The organism is Novosphingobium aureum (assembly GCF_015865035.1).
Classification (GTDB): Bacteria; Pseudomonadota; Alphaproteobacteria; order Sphingomonadales; family Sphingomonadaceae; genus Novosphingobium; species Novosphingobium aureum.
In genome coordinates, this window is the sequence record NZ_JADZGI010000001.1 from 538,840 (window position 1) to 559,095 (window position 20,256).

The following is a 20,256-nucleotide window of genomic DNA, read 5'->3' on the forward strand; positions in this document are numbered from 1 at the left end:
CGCAATGCATCATATTGTGGGAGCAGCTTGACGTCCGCAATGGGCGAAACCGGACCTTCGATTTTGTCCACGCCGCCCAAGCGCCTCACACTAGCGGCGCGGCAGCAGCTGTGCCTCTAGGGTGGGATAGAAGTGCGAGACGCTGCGCTGCAGTTCGTAGCGCGCGGCGGCAAGGCCTGCGAAGCGCTTGGGGATCGCGATTTCGCCCGCCTCGCTCATCGTCAGGCCGCTGGCGACGGCCTCGTGTAGCGTGCCGTCAAGCCAGTCGAGCCAGTCGCGGGTCTGGGCGATGGCCGCATCGCTTCCACCGCTGTCGATCGGGCCATGTCCTGGCAGGAGCTGGCGGTGCGGGATCTGTTCCAGCCGCTCGAGCGAAGCGCGCCAGGCTGCAAGGTCGGCATGGGGTGTCGAGGGCGCACGGTCGTGGAACACGAGGTCGCCCGCAAGCAGCGTGCCGCTGGCCTCGTCGAGCACGGCAAGATCGCCGCCGCTGTGGCCTGCCATAGCGAAGAGACGCAAGGACCGTCCTCCGAAGCGCGTCGTTCCCTCGCTCAGATCGCCTTGCGGCAGGACCAGCGTGGTACCCTTCATCCAGTCGGCGAGGAGGCGGTACATGGCATCGGAAAAGCCCTCGCCGTCGCGCTCCAGTTCATGGCGCGTCGCGGGCAGGGCGTGGACGATGGCCGGGTCGAAGGCTGCGGCGCCCATGGCATGATCGGGATGCAGGTGGCTGACGTAGACGAGCGCGACGGGCTTGCCGGTAACCGCCTGCGCGAGCCGGGCAAGTGCAGCACCGTGTTCGCGCGAGACGCCGGGATCGAACAGGATGGCCCCGGCCTCGCTGTCGAGGATCGCTGCGTTGGCGATGGCGCCGCCATTGGCGAAGGCGATCGGCGCGTCGGCGCCGCGCACCATCCAGATGCCGGGGCCGATTGCCTCAGCCTGCGGATCGTAAGTGCCCGCAAATGTCTCGGCCTGCGCTGGTAGTGCGCGCAAGGTCAGCGAGGCGGGCAGGGCGGCAAGGGCCGCGCCCACGAGACTGCGCCGGGTAACCCTCATGCGCCGCCGGGCGGAACCGCGCCGGTGAATTCGAGCCCGGCACCGTCGCGCCCGGTGATCGCGAGCGTCTCGCCCGTCTCGTGGAGGATGAGGGTGAAGGCCGGGTCCTCCGCGACCGAGGCCTGGATCGCCATGCGCGCCAGTTCGCGGCCGTCCGCACCGCGCACGACAAGGCTCTCGAGCGCATATTCGGGTATGTTCTCGACGAGGCCGGTGTCCATCGGGTGCCGGAAGGCGACCCGCAGCCGCGTCGCCTCGGCGCTGCGCCAGCTCGCCGCGCGCATTTCGCCCAAGTGCTCGGCCCAGTCGCCCCTGACGCGGCTGACCGGCGGGGCCGAGCAGCCGCCGCCCGCAGCGTCGATCCACTGGCCCGCAAGGTGCCAGGTGCCCTCGCGCGTCAGGACGGCCGCGCGCACCGGGGTGCGCTGGTCGAGCTTGATGCGCGTGGCGATGAAGGGTTCGGCGGCGAGCGGTTCGTATTCGAGCGCGACCGGGATCGGGTTGAGATCGGCGAAGACCACAATGCGCACGACTCCGGTCAGCGCGCGGGCATCGACGGTGACCGGGAACTCGCGCTGGTTCTCGGCGATCTGCGGGATCTGCACCTTGACCGAGGGATCGAACACGATCTCGCCCGAGGGAAACAGGCGCTGTGCGTGATAGGCCCACATCGGCGAACCGAGCGGATCGGCGGGCAGGGAGCGCTCCCCGGTTTCCTCGTTCCCCTGCGCAGCCGCGAAGACGGGCAGCAGGCCCGTGCCGCAGGCGAGCAGCGAGGCGAGCCAGGCGGCGCGCAGGGGCTTGAGGGCAAGGCGCATCATACCAAGGGTCAATGTAAGGCGATGCGCGGGCACGGCATATTGCACCAAAGGGCAAGGCGCGCCGTTCTCGCGACGTCATCCCGGGAGAAGCGATGCGAACCAGAACAAGCCGTGCCGCCTGGGCCAGCGTCCGCGCCATGGTGGTCTCAATGCCGCTGACAGGTCTTGTGGCCTGCACCTCGATGCATGCCGCACCGACGCCCGAGGTTGCGGGCCTGTTCGACGTGCAAGGTTATCGCACGGGGCGTTACCGTGCGCCTGTCGACCGTGCCCCGGCTCCTGCAAGGCGCATCGCGCTCGGCGATGCGGCGCGGCTCGTGCCGGGACGCGATGCGCTGTTCGTCGACGTCCTGCCGGTCTCCGCAGGTTGGCGCGATCCCGATACCGGCAGATGGCATCTCTCCGAGGCCCACGAGACGATCGCGGGCGCGCTGTGGCATCCCGAGGCCGGGCGCGCGCCGGTCGAGGGAGCCGTGTGGCAAGCGCTCCTCGCCAGCGTCGACACCGCGCGCGCGCAGCGTCCCGCTCTCCCGGTCGTGCTGTTCTGCCGCACCGACTGCTGGATGGGCTGGAACGCCGCCCGCCGCCTCGCGCGTGAGCGAGGGGCGAGCGTCTACTGGCTTTCCGAAGGCATCGAAGGTTGGCACGCGCACGGGCTGCGCCTCGCGCCAGCGACGCCGGTCCCGGTCATTATCCCCCAGAGCAACTGAAAGGACCTCAAGATCGTGCCCAGCCTCATCGTTTCCTATCCTGCGCGCGCAGGTGCACGCTTCGACCGCGACTATTACGCCGGTGCCCATGCCGATCTCGTGCGCAGCATATGGGAGCCGCACGGGCTGAGCGGGGCGGAGATATTCTTCCCGGTCGAGGGCGAGCAGCCCTTCGCGGCGATGGTCGTGCTGCGCTTTCCCGACCAGGCCGCGATCGATGCCGCGCTCGGGGATGCGGGCACGCCCCGGGTTCTCGCAGATGTAGCCAATTTCACCGAAATCGAGCCGGTGATCTTTCGCACGCAGTGACTTCGTACACGGCACGGTCTTGTCCCGAGCAGCGAAGTACCGGGCAGGAAAAAGGCCCGTCCGGCGCAGGTGCCGGGCGGGCCTCTCGGCGTGTGGCAGCGGGCCGCGCGTGGAGCGTCAGCGCTGCTGCTTGAGGTACTCGATGATTTCCTTGCGCTTCGCCGCGTCCTTGAGGCCGGGGAAGCTCATCCGGTTGCCCGGCACCAGCGCGCGCGGGTTCTCGAGCCACTTGTCGAGGGTCGCCTCGTCCATGGTCAGCCCCGAATTCTTGAGAGCATCCGAGAAGGCAAAGCTGCCCTGGCCCATCGGGTGACCGAAGGTGCCGTAGAGATTGGGTCCCAGCTTGTCGCCTGCACCCTTGGTCGCGTTGTGGCACACCGCGCAGCGCGCGAAGGACTTGGGGGGCTCGGCTGCGGCGACCGGGACCTGCGCGGGGGCAGGCGCGGCTGCCTTGGTCGGGCTCGGGCTTGGCTTGGGCTCCGGCTTGGGCTCGGGCTGCGTTGTGGCCGAAGCACTCGGCGTTGCGGAAGGCTCGGGGCTCGCCTCGGGAGCCGCTTCGCTCGCGACCGGCTCGCTGGCAGCTTCGCTTGCGACAGCAGGCTCGCTGGCCAAGGCGGCGGCGGTCTCGGTGGCGACGGCCTCCGGCGTATCGGGCTCGCCCGAACATGCGGCGAGGCCGAGCAGCGCCGGGCCGAGGATTGCAAATGTAGCGAAGGTGGCGACACCCGTCGCCCGCTGGCTGCGCATCGAAAAGGTCTCCCGTTCGTTTTTCGAGGGCCCGTCTCGCACGAAGGGGTGGGCCGCGATATTGAACTTTGGTCCTTCGCGCCGGGCGCAAGTGCCTCGCGGTGCATGGGCGTGGCGATCCGAGATTCGCGCGGCGGCTGTCCTGCGCATTGGCGTGCGGCTATTTCCCGTTGCGACGAAGGCGTCGGCTTCCAACTTTTCAGATGGCAGAAAATCCCAGATTCTTCAGGGTTTTAGGCCGCTTTGGGATGAGGGGGCGAAGAAAGATTCAAAATAATCGACACGTCGCGCTTGCAGGGTCAAAATTCCTTTGCTAGGGGCGCGCTCCTGCCCGGGGACGCTTCTAAGAAAGCTCCCCTGATTTAGCGGTCGTGGCGGAATTGGTAGACGCGCAACGTTGAGGTCGTTGTGGGCGAAAGCCCGTGGAAGTTCGAGTCTTCTCGACCGCACCAGGCAGATTTTCTGAAAACGGAATGAACATTGCCTTCGGGCACCCCCGCTCCCGGGCGCAGTCTCGCGCGAGCCGTGCGGCGGCTTGTCCCGGTACTTGGCGAGAGGCATTGCGTCCTACGCGTCGATGCGTAACAAAGTGCCTTGTTCTCCGACCTTCGATGCAGATCATCCGTTGCGGGGACACGACATGCCGCCCTCGGAGGCGGCGCGATCGACTGGAGCAGGGCCATGCACTGGAAGCCACGCACGCGGTTCGCTCCGTTCCTGATGTTCCTCGCGCTCGTTGCGCAGCCCGCAGCGGCGCAGCTCGAGGCCGCGCTCGGTTCTCAGGCCGACAGTGCGAGCACGGCGACGGATGCCGAGCAGGCAGGTGCCGACCAGGTCATCTCAGACCGGCAGGACGCCGGCGCCGACGAGCGCATGGCGATGCGCATCCGCGGCATCTTTTCCGAATTGCCTGCATTCAACGACGTGAAGGTCACCGTAAGACAGGGCGTGGTCACGCTCACGGGGACCGTGCCCGAAAATTCCGACATCGCGCGGGCCGAGGCCATCGCCGGGCGAGTCTCCGGCGTGGTCACGGTCGACAGCGCCTTGCAACGCGACCTGTCCATCGCCGCGGGTGCGGACACGCTTGGCTCGCTGCAAGAGCAATTCCGGCAATTCGCGCTGATCCTGCCTCTCGTTGGCATCGCACTTGCGGTCGCCTTTGGCATCGGCCTGCTCGGCTATGCGCTGGCCGGGCTGACCGCTGTCTGGCACCGCATCGCGCCAAACAGCTTTCTTGCCGAACTGATTGCCAGCGCAATCCGCTTTGCCTTCGTCGTGGCGGGACTGATTGTCGCCCTGAACCTGGTCGGTGCCGAGACCTTGCTGGGCGCGGTGCTGGGCGGTGCCGGACTGGTGGGTCTGGCCCTGGGCTTCGCCTTGCGCGATACGATCGAGAACTACGTCGCCTCGCTGATGCTCAGCGTGCGCCAGCCCTTCCTGCCGAACGATCATGTCGTGATCGACAGCTACGAAGGCCGGGTCATCCGCCTGACCAGTCGCGCCACGATCCTGATGACGCTTGACGGCAATCACCTGCGCATACCCAATTCGCAGGTCTTCAAGGCGGTGATCCTTAATTACACCCGCAATCCGCAGCGGCGTTTCCAGTTCGACCTTGGCGTCGATGCCGATGACGATGCACTGGCGGCGCGTCGTCTCGGCCGCGAGACGCTGGCCGGTCTCGCTTTCGTTCTCGACGACCCCGGTCCCGATGCGCGGATACTGGAAGTCGGCGATTCCAACGTGGTGATCCGGTTTCTGGGCTGGATCGACCAGGAGCAGAGCGACTGGTTCAAGGCGCAGAGCCTGGCGATCATCGCCGTCAAGACCGCGCTCGAGGACGCCGGTTTCGGCCTTCCCGAGCCGATCTACCGCCTGCGCTTTGATCCGCGTTCGGCTGCGCTGCCCTATCCCGGCGCTGCGCAGACCTCGGAAGCATCTTCGCCGGACGAGGCGGGGGAGGCAAGGTTGCGTGGAGAGAAAGGGGCGCCGGCGCGGGTGGCGCCCGGAGCCGAAGACGTGCGGCCAGCGGACGGAATACGCGACATGGTCGAGGCCGAGCGCGCGGCCTCCGGTTCAGGCAAGGCGGACCTGCTCGACGAGGGCCGCCCCGTCGAATGAGGCCTGTCAGGTGCTCGCGCCTTGCAGCCCGGTGGCCAGAGTGCCTGCCATGGAGCTGACATAGTCCGCCAGACTGCCTGCTTTCCCCTGGCGATGCTCGAACAGGCCGGCCGAGGCGTTGAGCGTGGTGACCGCGGCTTCGGCAAAGGCGAGGGTGTCGCGAAGCTGGCTCTCGGGCGTGTCCGGCAGGCTCGCCTGCAGCGCCTCCATCATGCGCTCGGCAATGAAGTCGAGTTTGCCCAGGCTGCTGCTCACGATCTGCAGCTCGTAGGACACCGCGCACTTGGACAGCAGGTCCCAGTAGGTGTGCAGGCCGCTCTTCGCGTCGGGAAGGTCGATCAGAAAGAACTCAAGATAGAATTCCAGTAGCTCCCGGACCGGGACGATGGCCTGCGCGTCGGTGACGGGAAAATGGTGTTCGAAGGTTTCGCGTACTTGCGGGATGCGGCGTTCGACCGTCTCGCGGAACAGGTCTTCCTTCGAAGCGAAATAGTAGCCCATCAGGCCCGCGCCGAGCCCGGCCCGCTTGAAGATGTCGCGCACGCTCGCGCCGTGAAAGCCGCGTGTCGCGAACAACTGCTCGGCCGCATCGAGAATGCGGTCACGGGTCGCAGTGGGTTCTGGTCTGGCCACGAGTTCCATCCGTTTGACGATGCCTGGTGCCTGTGCGCGATGCCGGCGAGCAATGCAAGGGCACCTCCGACGCGTTTGCACGACTGTACAAATTGCTAGTTTGTACGGTCGTACAAATCAATAGTCTCGGACTCATCAAGGGATCGCGTGAGACGAGTCCCCGACATGGTGAGAGGAGAGGCTGAGATGCGCGACAGACGCATTTTCCAGGAGGCCTATTTCGTGAACGACGTCGAGGCGTCGGCACGTCGCTGGGCCGATGAGCTCGGAGCAGGACCATTCTTCCTGGTCCGCGAGCAGGGTACCGATTTCTTTTCCTACAGAGGCACGCCGACAGAAGCGCGCGTGTCCTATGCCTTCGGTTATCTGGGTGACATGATGATCCAGCTGATCGAGCAGCACGACGACCTTGCCTCGATCTACCGCGACATGTTCGCGCCCGGAGAGGAAGGCTTCCATCACATCGGCTACCTCGTGTCCGACTTTGCCGCGGAGCGCGAACGGCTGCTCGGACTGGGCTATGAGCTCGCGACCGAGCTGGCCGTCGACGGCGTCAATGCCGCCTACTTCGACACCCGCTCGCTCAATGGCGTGTTCACCGAGATCCACGGCGATCCGCCGCACATGCTCGGCCTGTTCGAGGTCTGGCGTCGGCTTCACCAGTTGCGCCGCGAGGAGCTGCCGCCGGTGATGAACATCGCCGACATGCCGCTCTACCAGATGGCCGAGCCGGTGCCGCTGCGCAGCGGCGAGACGGCGGTCGAGGCCAGCCGCAGCTACAGCATCTTCTAGCCAGGTCCTGTCCCGCCGGCACCCGGGCTGGTCCCGGGGTCGGCGATAACGCGCGCGGCCGGTCCCGGACCGGCGCGACGAGGAGAACTCGCAATGACGCAAGTCACGCTCCCGCCCCTCGCCATGAACGGCAAGGATCCATCCAACCTGCGCGGCGACACCATCGGTGCCGAGCGCTACTTCGACAAGGATTTCGCACAGCGCGAATGGGACCACATGTGGACCCGCGTGTGGCACATCGCCGGGCGCGAGAACCAGCTCGAGGAAGCGGGCGATTTCGTCGTGCACGACTTCATGCACGAATCCGTTATCGTCGTGCGCCAGGAAGACGGTTCGCTAAAGGGCTTCTACAATAGCTGCGCGCACCGCGGCATCCGCCTCGCCTCGGGGGCGTCCTCGGTGCCGAGCTTTACCTGCCCCTATCATGGCTGGGTCTGGAACATCGACGGTTCGCTCGACGATGCACCCGACGCGTTCAACTTCCCCAAGGGCAATCCTTGCGGCAAGATCAAGCTCAAGACCGTGCGGGTCGACACCTGGGGCGGCTTCGTGTGGTACACGATGAGCGAGGACGCGCCTGCGCTGCTCGACTTCCTCGATCCTCTTCCCAAGCTCATGCAGGGTTACCCGCTCGAGACGCTGGTGCGGGTGTGCCAGCTGCGCATCGACCTTCGCACCAACTGGAAATTCGCACCCGACAACTTCTCCGAGTCCTACCACGTCCAGACCGCGCACCCACAGATCCCCGAATTCATCGACCAGGATGTCGATGTTTCGCGGCTGGAGATGTATCCCAATGGACACGGACGCACGATCCAGCCGTTCCGTCCCTCGCTCACCAGGCGCAAGCCCGGCGATGCCACGCCGATGTTCGATGCCCTGCTCGAGCAATGGGACATCGATCCCGAAAGCTATCCCGATTTCGAGAGCAAGGTGAAGCAGGGCTGGCTCGATCTCAAGGCGGCCAAGCACCGGCTCGGGCCCGAGCGCGGCTTTGCGCACTATGCCGGAATGAGCGACGAGCAGATCACCGACAGCATCCACACTACGATCTTCCCGAACATCTCGATCACCTTCAACCCGGACTCGATCTTCCTGATGCGCACCGAACCGCATCCCACCGATCCGGAATCGTGCTCGTTCGATTTCTGGGCCATGGAATTTCCGGTCGAGGGCGCTGAATTCGCCCAGACCGCGATGGTCGGAAACGAGCGTCTGCCTCTGGCTGAAGCCGAGCTCGACTACCGCCAGTTCGACGGAGGCAAGGGCATCGCCGAGCTGGATGGCGGGGTGATCATGCAGGATCTCATGCTGGCCGAGGACGTGCAGCGCGGAATGCGCTCGCGCGGTTTCGCCGAACCCTATTTCGCCAATTCGGAGACGCGGGTGCGCTACTTCCACGAAGTGCTCAACGATTATCTCGAGGGGCGCCGCTGAGCCCCTCAGCTCCCCCCGCCTGACTAAGACACAGATTGCGCGCGCGACGCCGCGCACCAGAAGGAGCCAGGAACATGGCATTCACAGGACCTGTCGAAGACCGCCTCGCCATCCGCGAACTGATGGACACTTATGCCGACGCGATCTGCCGCGTCGATGCCGTCGACTATGCTGCCTGCTGGGCAGACGAGGACGCGATCTGGTCGATCCCGTGGTATCCGGACATCGGCACGATCCACGGCAAGGACGCCATCATGGCGACCTGGAACGAGGCGATGAAGACCTTCGCCGGCGACAACTTCGTGATGCGTCCCAGCTCGATCGTGATCGAGGGCGACAGAGCGCAGGTCACCGCGCGCACGTCCGAGGTCTACGACATCGGTGACACCGTGTTCCGCGACCGCGGCTACTACGAGGACGTGTGCGTCAAGGTTGCCGGGCGCTGGTACTTCAAGGAGCGCACGTTCCATCTCAAGCACCGCGAAACCTCGCAGGCAAAGCCAGAGGATCGTGAATTCACGTCCTGACCGGCGTCCCGTCCCAGCATCGAATAACGAGCGGGGCATCAAAAACACCAAAAACAACAAGATGGCCACACAGGCCAACTAGGGAGAAGAAACCGATGAAGGCATCACCGAGGAAATGCGCCTATCTCGCGGCGGCATCGATGATCGTGCCCCTGTTCCTCGCGGGCACGGCCAGCGCGCAGGAGCAGTCGGGCGGCATTGGCGACAGTGCACCGGCGGCCCAGCGACCTGAGCCGGGCCTCGACGAGATCATCGTCAGCGCCCGCAAGCGCACCGAGAGCGCGCAGGACGTGCCGGTGGCGGTCACCGCGATCTCGCCCGAGGTCATCGCCCGCCAGGACCTGACCTCGATCGAGAAGATCGCCGCGCGCACGCCGAACCTCAACGTGGGCCGCGCCTCGAACGGCTCGGGCGCGCAGGTGACCATGCGCGGCATCGGTTCCTCCTCCACCTCGATCGGCATCGAGCAGTCGGTCGCGGTGGTCGTCGACGGGGTCTATTACGGGCAGGGGCGGATCATCAACGAAGGCTTCTTCGACCTTGCCGGGGCCGAGATCCTCAAGGGGCCGCAGGCGCTGTTCTTCGGCAAGAACGCGACCGCCGGCGTGATTTCGCTGACGACTGCCGATCCCACGCCGACCTTCGAGGCCAAGCTGACCGGCAGCTACGAGTTCGCAGGCCAGAAGGCACAGGTGGACGGCGTGATCTCGACCCCGATCACCGATACGCTGGGCCTGCGCGTGGCGCTGCGCGGTTCGACGATGTGGGGCCATTACTGGCGCAACGAGCAACCGGTGCGCACGATCTTCTTCGGCGGCAACGACTTCGTCGCGCAGCCCGCGCCCAACGGGCCTGACGAGAAGGAACTGCTCGGCCGTGTGACGCTCAAGTGGGAGCCGACCGATGCCCTGACCGCCACGCTCAAGGTCTCGGGCGATGCCAACGACGTGGGCAGCAGTTCGTGGAACTACGCCGCCTACAATTGCGGCCGTGACGACAACCGCATGCAGCTCACACCCGAATACAACTGCTCGACCAGCGATTTCGTCACCCACCAGAGCCTGCTGCCGACCGAGGTCGCGGCGAGCTATCCTTATGCCCGTTCCGATGGCGAACTCTACAACCGCTACCGCTCGTTCACCGCGACGCTCAACCTGCAATACGAGCTCGACGACGTGACCTTCACCTCGGTCAGCAACTACAACTGGAACAACAACCGCTGGACCTGTGCCTGCGACTACCAGACCAATTACACCCCGGTCATGGCGACCGAGAACAGCAGCTTCGACGCTTTCTCGACCGAGCTGCGCGCGCTCACCACCTTCGACGGTCCCTTCAACGTGATGGCGGGCATCTACTACCAGAAGACGCGGCGCGACTACGAGCAGTACGTCTCGTTCGGGGTCAGCGACAATGGCACCGACGCAGGCCAGTATCGCTTCGTCGACCTAGCCAAGAACAGCTACACCGACGGCGAGACGATTGCCGGGTTCGGCCAGCTGACATGGGCGGTCACCGACCGGCTCGAGGCTGCCGCGGGCGTGCGTTTCACGCACGAGACCAAGGACAGCTTCTTCGTCCAGCCGTTCGTCAGCCCGGCCTTTTCTGCGGTCTGGGGACAGGACATCGAGACCTATACCGACCAGACCTTCAACAACTGGTCGCCCGAGGCGACGCTGACCTGGAAGCCTGTCGACGACGTCATGATCTATGGCGCGTTCAAGACCGGCTACAAGTCGGGTGGCTTCTCCAACGGCGGCATCTCCTCGCTGTTCGGCAATCCGGTCGACGACCTGACCTTCGATCCCGAGCGCGCCGTCGGTTTCGAGGCCGGCGTGAAGTCGGAGCTGTTCGATCGCCAGCTGCGCCTCAACCTCGGTGTCTATTCGTATCTCTACAAGGACCTGCAGATCGACTTCTTCAACTCGTCGGTCATCGCCTTCCAGACGCTGACCGCCAATGCGCGCACCAAGGGCGCCGAACTCGAACTGCAGTTCGCGCCCTATGCAGTGCCCGGCCTGCAGCTGCGCGGCAGCCTCAACTACACCCATGCGCGCTACACCGACTTCCCGCTGGCGCCCTGCTACGGCGGGCAGACGCTGGAGGAGGGCTGCAATCTCGAGGGTGGCACGCGCCAGAACCTCGACGGAGCGCCGCTGGCCGTGGCGCCCGAATGGACCGGTGCCTTCGGGGTCTCCTATGACACCGATCTCGGTTCGGACCTCAGCGCGGGTGTCAGCGTCGACAGCAGATTCAGCTCGTCCTACCTCGTCTCGGGCTTCGGAGCCGAGCATTCGCGTCAGGACAAGTATGGTATCCTCGATGCCACCTTGCGCATCGGCGCAAGCGACGAGAGCTGGCAGCTCGCGCTGATCGGCAAGAATTTGACCAACCGCCTCTACATCGCCGGTGGCCTCGACGGGCCGAACACCCCGGTCGCGGGCGCGCCCTACGGGCAGCACGCCGACCAGCTCGGCTTCGGCAACCTTCCGCGCACCGTCATGTTACAGGCGACGACGCGGTTCTGACCGTTTACCTTACCTCCCTTAGGCAAACGGAAAACTCGCCGGTCGCCCCTCGCGGAGCGGCCGGCCCCTTTTTTGACCACTCCCAAAGCAGGAGACATGCTGCATGAAGGCAATCCACTATTTCGAGAACGGCGGGCCCGAGGTCATGCACTATGGCGAGCTGCCCGACCCCGTGCTGGAAGACGACTGCGTCCTGATCGCGGTCGAGTGGATTTCGATCGAGGGCGGCGACCTGCTCAACCGTCTGGTGACCCCGCCTGCGCACACGCCCTTCGTTCCGGGCTACCAGGCCGCAGGCAAGGTGCTGGCGGTCGGCCCCAGGGTCACGCGCGTGGCGGTCGGTGAAAGCGTGGTCGGGTTCAACTGGTGCGGCAGTCATGCGGACCTGTTCGCCGTGCCTGAGCACTTTGCCTACGCGATCCCCGAGGGCATGGACGTCAAGCAGGCGGCAGCCCTGCCGATTGCCTTCGGGACGGCTTACGATGCGCTGTTCACTTATGGCGACTTGCGCGAAGGCGAGACGGTGCTGGTACAGGGCGGTGCGGGCGGTGTCGGGCTGGCTGCGATCCAGTTGGCGGCGCAGGCCGGGGCCAAGGTCATCGCCACCGCCTCGGATGCCGCGCGGCTCGAGCGGCTGGTGCCCTACGGCCTCGATCACGGCATCGCCTATCGCAGCGAATCCATTGCAGAGCGCGTCGATGCGCTGACCGGGGGCGAGGGGGTCGACATCGTGGTCGACATGGCCGGCGGCAAGGGCGTGGACGCGCTGATGGCGAGCCTGCGCCGCCATGGCCGCTACATGGTGGTCGGCGCCGCGACGGGAGAGGTGCCGCAGTTCGGCTTCTTCGACGTCATCAACAAGGCGCTCGCGATCAAGGGCGTGACCTTCGGCCGCGAGATGCACACGCCGCGCGCCCACGCCCTGCTCGCCGAGATCTTCGCACGCGCGGCGAAGGGCGAACTGGCGATGCCGATCGACCGCGAGTTTGCGCTGTCCGAGGGGGTCGCCGCACACACCCACGTGGCAAACGCGCATCCCTTCGGGCGGGTCATGATGCACCCGTAATGCGCTTACCTCGGGCGCCGACCTGTCCGCTCAGCCGGTAATGGCGGGCAGGTCGAGCCCCTTCTCGCGCGCGCAGTCGAGCGCGATCTCGTAGCCCGCATCGGCGTGGCGCATGACGCCGGTCGCGGGATCGTTCCACAGCACGCGTTCGAGCCGCTTCGCCGCTGCCTCGGTGCCGTCGGCGACGATCACCATCCCGGCATGCTGCGAAAAGCCCATGCCCACGCCCCCGCCATGGTGGAGCGAGACCCAGGTCGCGCCGCTCGCGGTGTTGAGCAGGGCATTGAGCAGAGGCCAGTCGGAGACCGCGTCCGAGCCGTCGCGCATGGCCTCGGTCTCGCGGTTGGGCGAGGCGACCGAGCCTGAATCGAGGTGATCGCGCCCTATCACGACCGGGGCCTTCAGCTCGCCCTTCGCGACCATCTCGTTGAAAGCGAGCCCGAGGCGATGGCGGTCGCCCAGACCCACCCAGCAGATGCGCGCGGGCAGGCCCTGGAACTGGATCTTCTCGCGCGCCATGTCGAGCCAGGTGTGCAGGTGCGTGTCGTCGGGCAGCAGTTCCTTCACCTTGGCGTCGGTCTTGTAGATGTCCTCGGGATCGCCCGAGAGCGCGGCCCAGCGGAAGGGGCCGACGCCCCGGCAGAACAGCGGGCGGATATAGGCGGGCACGAAGCCGGGGAAGGCGAAGGCGTTCTCGACCCCTTCCTCGAAAGCCATCTGGCGGATGTTGTTGCCGTAGTCGGTCGTCGGCACGCCATCGGCCTGGAACGCGAGCATGGCCTTGACGTGGGTCGCCATGGACGCGCGCGCGGCCTTGGCGACGGCGGCAGGATCGCTCTCGCGCCTGGCCAGCCATTCCTCGGCGCTCCAGCCTGCGGGCAGATAGCCGTTGAAGGGATCGTGCGCCGAGGTCTGGTCGGTCAGGAGGTCGGGGCGGATGCCGCGCGCGTAGAGTTCGGGGAGCACTTCGGCCGCGTTGCCGAGCAGGCCGACCGAGACCGGCGTCTTCGTGGCATTGGCCTCCTCGATGATCGCCATGGCCTCATCGATCGTGGTGGCCGAGCGGTCGAGGTAGCCGGTGCGCAGGCGAAACTCGATGCGGCTGGGCTGGCACTCGATGGCAAGGCACGAGGCGCCCGCCATGACCGCCGCGAGCGGCTGCGCGCCGCCCATGCCGCCAAGCCCCGCCGTCAGCAGCCACTTGCCCGAAAGGTCGCCGCCGTGGTGCTGGCGGCCCATCTCGACGAAAGTCTCGTAGGTGCCCTGAACGATCCCCTGCGCGCCAATGTAGATCCACGATCCCGCGGTCATCTGGCCGTACATGGCAAGGCCGCGCTTATCGAGCTCGTTGAAGTGCTCCCAGTTGGCCCAGTTGGGCACCAGGTTGGAATTGGCGATCAGCACGCGCGGCGCATCGGCATGCGTGCGGAACACGCCAACCGGCTTGCCCGACTGGACCAGCAGCGTCTCGTCGTCGTCGAGGCGCTGCAAGGTCTCGACGATCCTGTCGTAGCTTTCCCAGTCGCGCGCGGCGCGCCCTATGCCGCCGTAGACGACCAGTTCCTCGGGGCGCTCGGCGACGTCTGGGTGCAGGTTGTTCATCAGCATGCGCAGGGGCGCTTCGGTGAGCCAGGATTTTGCGCTGAGCTCAGTACCGGTCGCCGGCTTGATCACGCGGGCATTGTCGAGACGGGTCATCGCGGTTTCCTTTGGTCAGTCGCGTGCGAAGGCGAGGCAGGCCTCGAGCACTTCGTGCAGGATCGGGGTGAGGGTGGCCGCACGCACAGGTGAGAGCGGCGCGGGCCAGTTGGTAGGGGCGAGGCTCGTGGGCTCGTCGAGATAGCCACGCATCGCGAGCTCCATCTGCACCGCATGGACGCCGCGCTGCGGATCGCCGTAATGCCGCGTGGTCCAGCCGCCCTTGAAGCGGCCGTTGACGACATGGCGCTGGCCAGAGGCGGCGCAGATCGCGGCGATCGCAGTTTCGAGCGCAGGCGCGCAGGTCGCGCTGCCATTGGTGCCAATGTTGAACTGCGGCAGTTCGCCTTCGAAAAGGCGCGGTATCCGGCTGCGGATCGAGTGTGCGTCGTAGAGCACGACCTTGCCGTGAATGGCGATGAGGCGTGCGAGTTCGTCTTCCAGCGCGGCGTGGTAGGGATCGAACCAGAGCGCGCGGCGCCGCGCGATCTCGGTCTCGTCAGGGCCTGCACCCGGGTAGAGCGCCTCGCCGTCGAAGGTCGTCGTCGGGCACAGCTCGGTCGTCGCCTGCCCGGGGTAGAGCGATGCGCCCGAGGGATCGCGGTTCACGTCGATCACGCTGCGCGAGATACGCGTTCGCACCGTGCTTGCGCCCAGATCACGGGCGAAGGCGTAAAGCTCGTCGACCCACCAGTCACCATCGCGCCGCGCCAGCCAGGGCGAGACGAAGGCGCCGTCCACGTCGGCTAGGTCGCTGCCGGTGTGCGGGAAGGCGACGACGAGCGGCGCCTCTCCGCGATGGACTTCGAGCCAGCCGGTCATGCGATGCCCGGCAACACGTCTTGCGCGACCTCGGCGAGCGCGCCCGAGCGGACCAGCACGTTGGCCGCTTCCATGTCGGGGTGGAAGTGGCGATCATCGACGAGCGAGGGCACTGTGCCGCGCAGCAATGCGCAGGCCTTCTCGAGCAGGGTTGAGGAGGCGAGCGGGGCGTGGAATTCCATGCCCTGAACACCCGCAAGAAGTTCGATGCCGAGCACCGCGCTGGCGTTCTCGACCATGTCGAGCAGGCGCCGCGCGCCGTGGGCGGCCATCGAGACGTGGTCTTCCTGGTTGGCCGAAGTGGGGATCGAATCGACGCTCGCCGGGAAGGCGCGCTGCTTGTTCTCCGATACCAGCGCGGCGGCGGTAACCTGCGGGATCATGAAGCCCGAGTTGAGCCCGGGCTTCGGCGTCAGGAAGGCCGGAAGACCCGAGAGCGCGGGGTCGATCAGCATGGCGAGGCGCCGCTCGGCGATCGAGCCGATCTCGCACACCGCCATCGCGATCATGTCGGCGGCGAAGGCGACCGGCTCGGCATGGAAGTTGCCGCCCGAAAGCGCCTCATCCGCGCCCGTGCCATGCTCGTCGACGAAGATCAGCGGGTTGTCCGAGACGCCATTGGCCTCGATCTCGAGCGTGGTTGCGGCCTGTCGCAGCACGTCGAGCGCAGCGCCCATCACTTGCGGCTGGCAGCGCAGGCAATAGGGGTCTTGCACGCGGGCATCGTCCTCGACATGGCTCGCACGGATTGCCGAGCCTGCCATGAGGGTGCGCAGCGCATCGGCAACCTCGATCTGGCCGCGATGGCGGCGAAGCTGGTGGATGCGCGCATCGAAAGGGGTGTCCGAGCCCTTCGCGGCCTCGGTCGAAAGCGCGCCGGTAACGAGCGCGGAACGGAACAGCAGTTCAGCCTCGAACAGTCCGGCCAGCGCATTTGCGGTCGAGAACTGGGTGCCGTTGAGCAGCGCGAGGCCTTCCTTGGGGCCGAGCTCGAGCGGGGCGAGGCCGGCCTGCGCGAGCGCTTCGCTGGCCGCCATGCGCTTGTCCTCGAAGAAGATTTCGCCCACCCCGATCATCGTCGCGGCCATGTGGGAGAGCGGGGCGAGATCGCCGCTCGCGCCGACCGAGCCCTGACAGGGAACCACCGGGGTGAGCCCCCTTGTGAGCATGGCTTCGAGCAGGGCGACCGTCGCGGGCCGCACGCCCGAGGCGCCTTGCGCGAGGCTGGCGAGCTTGAGCGCCATCATCAGGCGGATGACGGGCACGGGCGAGGGTTCGCCGGTGCCCGCCGCGTGGCTGAGTACGATGTTGCGCTGGAGCGTGGCGAGGTCGTCGTCCTCGATGCGCACGCTGGCGAGTTTTCCGAAGCCGGTGTTGATCCCGTAGACCGGCTCGCCCTTGGCGAGGATGCGCGCGATTGCATCGGCGCTCGCGGCGATGCGCGGCGCGCAGGCGGGATCGAGCTGCGGCACCGCGCCGCGGTAGATCGCGCGCCAGTCGGCGAGATCGACTGCGCCGGGGGTGAGCAGGACCTGGTTCATTTTCCACTCCGGATGCGGGCATGGAGCGGGTTGAACCCCATGCGGTAGACGAGATCGGCAGGGCGCTCGACGTCCCAGATCGCGAGGTCGCAGGCCTTGCCCGCCTCGAGCGTTCCGAGCGTGTCGTGCAGGCCGAGTGCGCGCGCGGCATGGCGCGTCACCCCGGCGAGGCATTCGGGCACGGTCATGCGAAACAGTGTCGCGGCCATGTTCATGGTGAGCAGCAGCGATGTCAGCGGCGAGGTGCCCGGATTGCAGTCGGTGGCCAGAGCGATGGGCACGCCTGCAGCGCGCAGCGCGCCGAGCGGCGGCAGTCTGGTTTCGTGGCAGAAGTAGAAGGCGCCGGGCAGCAGGGTCGCGACGGTGCCGCTGCGCGCCATTGCCGCGATCCCGTCCTCGTCGAGATGCTCGAGATGGTCGGCCGAGAGCGCGCCATGGCGCGCAGCAAGCTGTGCGCCATGCAGGTTGGAGAGCTGTTCGGCGTGGAGCTTGACCGGCAGGCCATACTGCTTTGCTGCGGCGAAGACGCGCTCGGTCTGCGCCGGGGAAAAGCCGATCCCCTCGCAAAAGGCATCGACCGCGTCGGCAAGCCCTTCGGCGGCGATGCGCGGGAGCATGACCTCGCAGACATGCGCGATGTAGCCATCGGCATCGCCTGCGAATTCGGGCGGCAGCGCGTGGGCGCCGAGGAAGGTGGTGACGACGCGCACGTCGCGTTTGCGCGCGAGGCGGCGCGCGGCCCGCAACTGCGCGATCTCCGAGGCGAGGTCGAGGCCGTAGCCTGACTTGACCTCGATCGTGGTCAGCCCTTCGCCGATCAGCGCGTCGAGCCGGGGCAGCGCGCCCGCGACCAGTTCATCCTCGCTCGCGGCTCGCGTCGCCTCCATGGTCGAGACGATCCCGCCTCCGGCGCGCGCGATCTCCTCATAGCTGGCCCCGGCAAGGCGCATTTCGAATTCGCGCGAGCGGTTGCCGCCGAAGACGAGGTGGGTGTGGCAGTCGATCAGTCCGGGCGTGATCCAGCGGCCCGCGCAGTCGATCGTCTCTCCGGCCTCGAACCGGGGCGCATCCTTGGCCGGACCTGCATAGACGATGACGCCATCGCTTGCGGCGATCATGCCGTCCTCGACAATACCCATCGGCTGCGCATCGTCGCCGGGGGCCATCGTGGCGAGCCGCGCCCTGGTCCAGAGCCTGTCGCAGTGCATCGCTTGCATCCCTCGCTTCGCTTCGTCGCGCTCTTGCGGCGCGGGTGATTGCATCGTTCGCCATTAATGTATAGACAAAACTGAAGGCGGCGCAAATCGGCTGGTGCCGGGGTCGCTCTGGCAGCCTGCGACGGGGTGGCGATGAAGGAACTGTTTTTCGACGAGGCGCTGCTGCCCGGCGGCTGGGCGCGGGACGTTCGCATCGCCATCGACGCGGGCGGGCGCATCGCGGCTATCGAGCCCGACGCCGCCGCAAGCGCCGATGATGAGCGCCACGCCTGTGCATTGCCGGGCATGGTCAACCTGCATAGCCACGCATTCCAGCGTGGCATGGCCGGGCTAGCCGAGCGGCGCGGCGCCTCGAGCGACAGTTTCTGGACATGGCGCGAGGCGATGTATCGCTTCGTCGATGCAGTGGGGCCAGAGGACGTCGCGGCGATCGCGGCGCAGGCCTGTGTCGAGATGCTTGAGGGCGGTTTCACCCGGCTCGGCGAATTCCACTATCTGCACCATGCCCCGGACGGCACGCCCTATGCCGACCCGGCCTGCATGGCAGGGGCCATCGCCGAGGCGGCGGGGCAGACCGGGATCGGTCTCACGCTGCTTCCTGTATTCTACGCCCATGCGGGCTTTGGCGGGACGACGCCGGGCGAAGGGCAGCGCCGCTTCGTCCACGATATCGATGGCTTCGCGCGTCTCCTGGAGGCGAGCCGAAGCGTCCTTGCCGGTCTGCCCGATGCCGTGCTCGGCCTCGCCCCGCATTCGCTACGCGCGGTGACACCCGAGGAACTGCGCGAACTCGAAGCGCTCGCTGGGCATGGGCCGGTGCATATCCATATCGCCGAGCAGATGCGCGAGGTCGAGGACTGCCTCGCATGGTCGGGTGCACGCCCGGTCGAGTGGCTGCTCGACAATGCGCGCGTCGATGCGCGCTGGTGCCTGGTCCATGCAACCCACGTCACCTCGGGCGAAACCCTTGCGCTTGCGCGCTCAGGCGCGGTGGCGGGGCTGTGCCCCGTGACCGAGGCGAACCTTGGCGACGGCATCTTCCCCGCCGCCGAGTTCGTCGCTGCGGGCGGGCGCTATGGCATCGGCAGCGATTCCAACATCGCGATCGACGTTGCCGAGGAACTCCGCCTGCTCGAATATGGCCAGCGGCTTACCCGGCGCGAACGCAACGTCATGGCCGCGGGCGCTGACCGCTCGACCGGGGCTACGCTCTACCGCGATGCTCTTGCGGGCGGGGCGCAGGCGCTTGGCGTTGCAGCGGGGCTGGCCTTGGGCCATGCCGCCGACATCGTCTCGCTCGACACCGCCCATCCCGCGCTGGTCGCGCGCCGCGGCGACGCGCGGATCGACGCATTCGTCTTCGCAGGCGGGCGCGGCGCGATCGATTGCGTGTGGCGGCGCGGCGAAAAGGTGGTAGCGGGCGGCGTTCATCGCGACCGGGCACGGGTCCGGCAGCGCTTCGTCTCGACAATGGAAAGACTGCTCGCGTGAAACAGCCCCTGCACGAGCGCATCCGCTCCGACTTCGAGGCGCGCATCCTTGCGGGCGAACTGGCCCCCGGAGAGCGGCTGCCCACCGAACAGGACCTCATCGTCGAATACGACTGCTCGCGCATGACCGTGAACAAGGCGCTTTCGGCGCTGGCGGCAGCTGGTCTGATCGACCGGCGCAAGCGGGCCGGGACATTCGTCGCGCGGCCCCGCGTGCACTCGATGGTGCTCGACGTGCCCGATCTCGCCGAGCAGGTGCGCGCACGCGGGCAGCGCTATGGCTATGTCCAGATCGCGCGTGCACTGCGCGCTGCCGATCCCGACGAGCCCGAGGAAGTGGCGCTCGCGGGTGAGGGCGAGCTGGTCGAGGTATCCGGAGTGCACTGCGCCGACGAGGAGCCCTTCGCCTTCGAATATCGCCTCGTCAGCGCAGGGGCCGTGCCCGCTTTCGCGCAGGCCGACTTCGCCAGCGATCCGCCCGGTACATGGCTGCTGCACCACGTTCCTTGGACCGAGGCGGAGAACCGCATCGGCGCGCTCGGCGCGAGCCGCGAGGAAGCCGAGCACCTCCATGCAGCGGTCGGCACGCCTTGCCTGTGCGTCGAGCGCCGGACCTGGCGCGGGGGCGAGGGCATCACTTACGTGCGGCAGGTGTTCCTTGGCGATGCCTACGATCTCGTCGCCCGCTTCGGTGCTGCCGCCCCGGCATAGGCTGCTGCCCTGGCATAGGCTGCC

18 protein-coding genes and 1 tRNA gene are annotated in these 20,256 nt (G+C 66.9%); 11 read left to right on the top strand and 8 right to left on the bottom strand.

Annotated features, from left to right (window positions below; translation table 11 throughout):
- Positions 1-90: 90 nt before the first annotated feature.
- Positions 91-1,059 (bottom strand): quinoprotein relay system zinc metallohydrolase 1, encoded by a 969-nt coding sequence (locus I5E68_RS02605; RefSeq protein WP_197160500.1) that lies wholly within the window; start codon positions 1,057-1,059, stop codon positions 91-93.
- On the bottom strand, positions 1,056-1,880 hold the full coding sequence (locus I5E68_RS02610; protein WP_370463719.1) for a quinoprotein dehydrogenase-associated SoxYZ-like carrier: 825 nt from the start codon (positions 1,878-1,880) through the stop codon (positions 1,056-1,058). The genes I5E68_RS02605 and I5E68_RS02610 overlap by 4 nt, the downstream gene beginning before the upstream one ends.
- Positions 1,881-1,972: 92 nt before the next feature.
- Between I5E68_RS02610 and I5E68_RS02615 the strand changes: the two genes are divergently transcribed.
- Together I5E68_RS02615 and I5E68_RS02620 are read left to right on the top strand one after the other, a co-directional pair.
- A complete protein-coding gene (locus I5E68_RS02615) occupies positions 1,973-2,590 on the top strand; it encodes a rhodanese-like domain-containing protein (RefSeq protein ID WP_228726777.1) in 618 nt (205 codons plus the stop codon).
- A 15-nt stretch (positions 2,591-2,605) separates the two neighbouring features.
- Positions 2,606-2,899 (top strand): EthD family reductase, encoded by a 294-nt coding sequence (locus I5E68_RS02620; RefSeq protein ID WP_197160503.1) that lies wholly within the window; start codon positions 2,606-2,608, stop codon positions 2,897-2,899.
- A 117-nt stretch (positions 2,900-3,016) separates the two neighbouring features.
- Here I5E68_RS02620 and I5E68_RS20075 read toward each other — a convergent pair whose 3' ends face one another.
- Positions 3,017-3,646, bottom strand: coding sequence for a c-type cytochrome (locus tag I5E68_RS20075; protein WP_228726778.1), 630 nt, complete (start codon positions 3,644-3,646; stop codon positions 3,017-3,019).
- A gap of 365 nt (positions 3,647-4,011) precedes the next feature.
- On the opposite strand from I5E68_RS20075, the gene I5E68_RS02630 reads away from it, so the two are divergent.
- Positions 4,012-4,098 (top strand) — tRNA-Leu (locus I5E68_RS02630).
- A 229-nt stretch (positions 4,099-4,327) separates the two neighbouring features.
- Positions 4,328-5,770: a BON domain-containing protein gene (locus tag I5E68_RS02635; protein WP_228726779.1), complete on the top strand. Its 1,443-nt coding sequence runs from the start codon at positions 4,328-4,330 to the stop codon at positions 5,768-5,770.
- Positions 5,771-5,776: 6 nt separating this feature from the next.
- On the opposite strand, the gene I5E68_RS02640 is transcribed toward I5E68_RS02635, so the two are convergent.
- Positions 5,777-6,403 carry a TetR/AcrR family transcriptional regulator gene (locus I5E68_RS02640; RefSeq protein WP_197160505.1) on the bottom strand — a complete coding sequence of 209 codons (627 nt, stop codon included), beginning with the start codon at positions 6,401-6,403 and terminating at the stop codon, positions 5,777-5,779.
- A 186-nt stretch (positions 6,404-6,589) separates the two neighbouring features.
- Here I5E68_RS02640 and I5E68_RS02645 point away from each other — a divergent pair, with 186 nt between their 5' ends.
- The 5 genes from I5E68_RS02645 to I5E68_RS02665 all read left to right on the top strand — a co-directional run bounded on the left by I5E68_RS02645 (position 6,590) and on the right by I5E68_RS02665 (position 12,753).
- On the top strand, positions 6,590-7,195 hold the full coding sequence (locus I5E68_RS02645) for a VOC family protein (protein ID WP_197160514.1): 606 nt from the start codon (positions 6,590-6,592) through the stop codon (positions 7,193-7,195).
- 93 nt (positions 7,196-7,288) lie between these two features.
- On the top strand, positions 7,289-8,632 hold the full coding sequence (locus I5E68_RS02650) for an aromatic ring-hydroxylating oxygenase subunit alpha (RefSeq protein WP_197160516.1): 1,344 nt from the start codon (positions 7,289-7,291) through the stop codon (positions 8,630-8,632).
- A 74-nt stretch (positions 8,633-8,706) separates the two neighbouring features.
- A complete protein-coding gene (locus I5E68_RS02655) occupies positions 8,707-9,159 on the top strand; it encodes a nuclear transport factor 2 family protein (RefSeq protein WP_197160518.1) in 453 nt (150 codons plus the stop codon).
- A gap of 95 nt (positions 9,160-9,254) precedes the next feature.
- Positions 9,255-11,687, top strand: coding sequence for a TonB-dependent receptor (locus I5E68_RS02660; RefSeq protein WP_228726781.1), 2,433 nt, complete (start codon positions 9,255-9,257; stop codon positions 11,685-11,687).
- A gap of 103 nt (positions 11,688-11,790) precedes the next feature.
- Complete coding sequence (locus I5E68_RS02665) at positions 11,791-12,753, top strand: quinone oxidoreductase family protein (RefSeq protein WP_197160520.1); 963 nt, start codon at positions 11,791-11,793, stop codon at positions 12,751-12,753.
- 30 nt (positions 12,754-12,783) lie between these two features.
- Here I5E68_RS02665 and hutU read toward each other — a convergent pair whose 3' ends face one another.
- From hutU to hutI, 4 genes are read right to left on the bottom strand one after another with little or no spacing between them, the layout of a single operon-like run.
- A complete protein-coding gene (gene hutU, locus I5E68_RS02670; protein ID WP_197160522.1) occupies positions 12,784-14,451 on the bottom strand; it encodes a urocanate hydratase in 1,668 nt (555 codons plus the stop codon).
- A gap of 15 nt (positions 14,452-14,466) precedes the next feature.
- Entirely contained in the window at positions 14,467-15,273 is an 807-nt protein-coding gene (hutG, locus tag I5E68_RS02675) for an N-formylglutamate deformylase (RefSeq protein ID WP_197160524.1), read from the bottom strand.
- The gene (gene hutH, locus I5E68_RS02680; protein ID WP_197160526.1) at positions 15,270-16,814 is read right to left on the bottom strand and encodes a histidine ammonia-lyase; all 1,545 of its coding nucleotides are present in this window, start codon (positions 16,812-16,814) and stop codon (positions 15,270-15,272) included. Before hutH ends, hutG begins: the two co-directional genes overlap by 4 nt.
- A complete protein-coding gene (hutI, locus tag I5E68_RS02685) occupies positions 16,811-18,022 on the bottom strand; it encodes an imidazolonepropionase (protein ID WP_197160528.1) in 1,212 nt (403 codons plus the stop codon). The genes hutH and hutI overlap by 4 nt, the downstream gene beginning before the upstream one ends.
- A 141-nt stretch (positions 18,023-18,163) precedes the next feature.
- Here hutI and I5E68_RS02690 point away from each other — a divergent pair, with 141 nt between their 5' ends.
- Entirely contained in the window at positions 18,164-19,522 is a 1,359-nt protein-coding gene (locus tag I5E68_RS02690; RefSeq protein WP_197160530.1) for a formimidoylglutamate deiminase, read from the top strand.
- The gene (gene hutC / locus I5E68_RS02695) at positions 19,519-20,232 is read left to right on the top strand and encodes a histidine utilization transcriptional repressor HutC (RefSeq protein WP_197160532.1); all 714 of its coding nucleotides are present in this window, start codon (positions 19,519-19,521) and stop codon (positions 20,230-20,232) included. The genes I5E68_RS02690 and hutC overlap by 4 nt, the downstream gene beginning before the upstream one ends.
- Positions 20,233-20,256: the final 24 nt, after the last annotated feature.